This is a genomic window from Pontibacterium sp. (genome assembly GCF_041587635.1).
GTDB lineage: Bacteria > Pseudomonadota > Gammaproteobacteria > Pseudomonadales > Balneatricaceae > Pontibacterium.
Window position 1 is genome coordinate 1 of record NZ_JBFGYC010000546.1, and the last position, 2,719, is coordinate 2,719.

At 48.7% G+C, this 2,719-nt stretch carries 3 protein-coding genes; 2 read left to right on the top strand and 1 reads right to left on the bottom strand.

What is annotated here, in order from left to right:
* The first annotated feature begins 75 nt into the window (after positions 1-75).
* On the top strand, positions 76-1,593 hold the full coding sequence (locus tag ABYW01_RS18790) for a SpoVR family protein (RefSeq protein ID WP_372835818.1): 1,518 nt from the start codon (positions 76-78) through the stop codon (positions 1,591-1,593).
* Positions 1,594-1,656: 63 nt separating this feature from the next.
* On the top strand, positions 1,657-2,028 hold the full coding sequence (locus ABYW01_RS18795; RefSeq protein WP_372835820.1) for a histidine triad nucleotide-binding protein: 372 nt from the start codon (positions 1,657-1,659) through the stop codon (positions 2,026-2,028).
* Between the two features lie 101 nt (positions 2,029-2,129).
* On the opposite strand, the gene ABYW01_RS18800 is transcribed toward ABYW01_RS18795, so the two are convergent.
* Complete coding sequence (locus tag ABYW01_RS18800) at positions 2,130-2,597, bottom strand: DM13 domain-containing protein (protein WP_372835822.1); 468 nt, start codon at positions 2,595-2,597, stop codon at positions 2,130-2,132.
* Positions 2,598-2,719 lie beyond the last annotated feature (122 nt).

Genomic DNA, 2,719 nt, shown 5'->3' on the forward strand with positions numbered 1-2,719 from the left:
GCATCAGATAACGGATGCATCAGAAATTTATCCTGTCTTCCGCAAGCTGTTTGAGAAGAAGACGGAGGGGGCCGCATGAAGAAGGAACCTATTTCTACCGGCGCAGAGTGGACCTTTGAGCTGATTCAGCGCTATGACGCGGAAATTTCGCGTATCGCTGATAGCTATGGTCTGGACACTTATCCGAACCAGATAGAAATTATTACGTCAGAACAGATGATGGATGCGTACTCGTCTGTGGGCATGCCTCTCAATTACAATCACTGGTCCTTTGGTAAGCAGTTTGTTGAAACCGAGCAGAACTATAAGCGCGGTCGCATGGGGTTGGCGTATGAGATCGTCATCAATTCGGACCCTTGTATCTCCTACCTGATGGAGGAGAACACGATGACCATGCAGGCACTCGTAATCGCCCATGCCTGCTACGGACACAACTCCTTCTTCAAAGGCAATTATCTGTTCCGCACCTGGACAGATGCTACCGCAATTATCGATTACCTGCTGTTTGCCAAAAACTACATTCGTAAATGTGAAGAACGTCACGGTGCTGCAGAAGTCGAAGAAATTCTGGATTCCTGCCACGCCCTGATGAATTACGGTGTGAACCGATATCAAAGGCCCCAACCATTGACCGCTGCCGAAGAACGCGAGCGTCAACAGGCCCGTGAAGAGTATATCCAGCGTCATGTAAACGAGTTGTGGAATACGATTCCTCAAAAAGAGGAAGATGCATCAAACAAAGAGATCCATTTTCCGGCAGAACCTGAAGAGAACATTCTGTACTTTGTGGAAAAAAATGCCCCGTTACTGGAATCCTGGCAACGAGAAATTATCCGTATCGTGCGCAAAGTCTCACAGTACTTCTATCCTCAGAAGCAAACTCAGGTGATGAACGAGGGCTGGGCCTGTTTTTGGCATTATACGTTGCTTCATGGACTCTACGATGAAGGGCTGGTCAACGATGGGTTTATGATGGAGTTTCTGCATTCACACTCAAGTGTGGTATATCAACCTCCGTTCGACAGTCCCCATTTTAGTGGTATCAATCCCTATACCCTTGGCTACAACATGATGAACGATATTCGTCGCATCTGTGAACATCCAACGGCAGAGGATCGCGACTGGTTCCCGGAGATCGCTGGCAGCGACTGGAACGAAACACTGCATGATGCCATGCGCAACTATAAAGATGAGAGCTTTATTCTGCAGTTCCTGTCACCGGCCTTGATCCGAGAACTGAAACTGTTCACCATCATGGACGATGCAGAAAGACCAACTCTGGGTGTTTCCTCCATTCATGATGAACTGGGATATCAGCAGATCCGTGAAGATCTGGCGGCACAATACAACCTAGGGAACCGGGAACCCAATATTCAGGTATACAACGTCAATGTGCGCGGAGACCGGGCACTCACCTTACGTCACTATGTACACAACGGTCAGCCTTTAGCAGACGACGGCGAAGAGGTTTTACGGCACCTGCATCGTTTATGGGGTTTTGATGTACATCTGGAATCGGTCCTGCCGGACGGGACAGTGACCAGTGCGATGCATTGCCCGGTATTGCAAAAGGACATGATCGAACAGATGTAATCGTACCCTTCGCAACGCTATACTGCTGTCATTACAGCCGTATTATCAATGAAGGGTATCGTTATGGACTGTTTGTTCTGCAAAATTCTGAACAAGGAAATTCCGGCAGATGTCATCTATGAAGATGATCAGGTCATCGCATTCAATGACATTAATCCGCAGGCACCAACTCATGCGTTGGTGATCCCGCGGAAACACATCGCCACCACCAATGAGATCGCTGACGAAGACACTGCGCTGGTTGGCCATATGGTGCAAGTAGCGGGCAAGATTGCTAAAGAACAAGGGTTTGACGAAAGCGGCTATCGTACAGTTTTCAACTGCAACGACCATGGTGGGCAAACGGTCCACCATATCCACCTTCATCTGTTAGGGGGTAAGCCACTGGGCTGGCCACCGTATTTTGATGAAAACCTGAAAAAACCTCTGTCATAAAGTCTGTTTTACCCCCACGACAGATACAAAAACGGGCCTGATACAAAGGCCCGCTTTTTGTTGGTCAGAGATCGCTATACGCTAATCGACACAGTCGTCACTTACCGATACTGTGCGGCCGTAATAAATTCCCCAAAGGTTTCACACCAGATCACTACAGTAGTGTACTCCTCAGGGTTAATAGAATTGGGGATGTTTACCACAAAGTTATCGAAGGTTTTTATCTCCCCAACCTGAACGGAATACCGCTTTACCTGAAGAAACTGATCTTCCGTTTCGACGAACTCCGGTGCCAGATACAGCTTATAATCCGGTCCGGGAGCTAACTCTCCCATCAGAGACACCGCATCTTTGCTGACCGATACTCTCCCTTCCCCCCAGTGCAGAAGGTCACTGCCTGCCAGATCACGCTTAAACTCTGCGTTATACAACGAGGTGGACGCGAGTTTTTCGACTTCTACCAGGGAAGGCCCCTGGGGTTCTGTCAGAATCGGCAACATATAGATACCAAGCGCAAACCCCAGAGCAATTGCCCCCAGATGGGTAATAGTAAGAAAGATCCGCTTCATGATGCCCTCCATAATCGTGCCGGGAATAGCCCGATTGTTCCCTCACGGAACGTTATATAGATAGTGTAGGCAGAGATAGCGCCTTCGGGAACCATACTGCTGAGCTTGCCAATTGTCGTCCC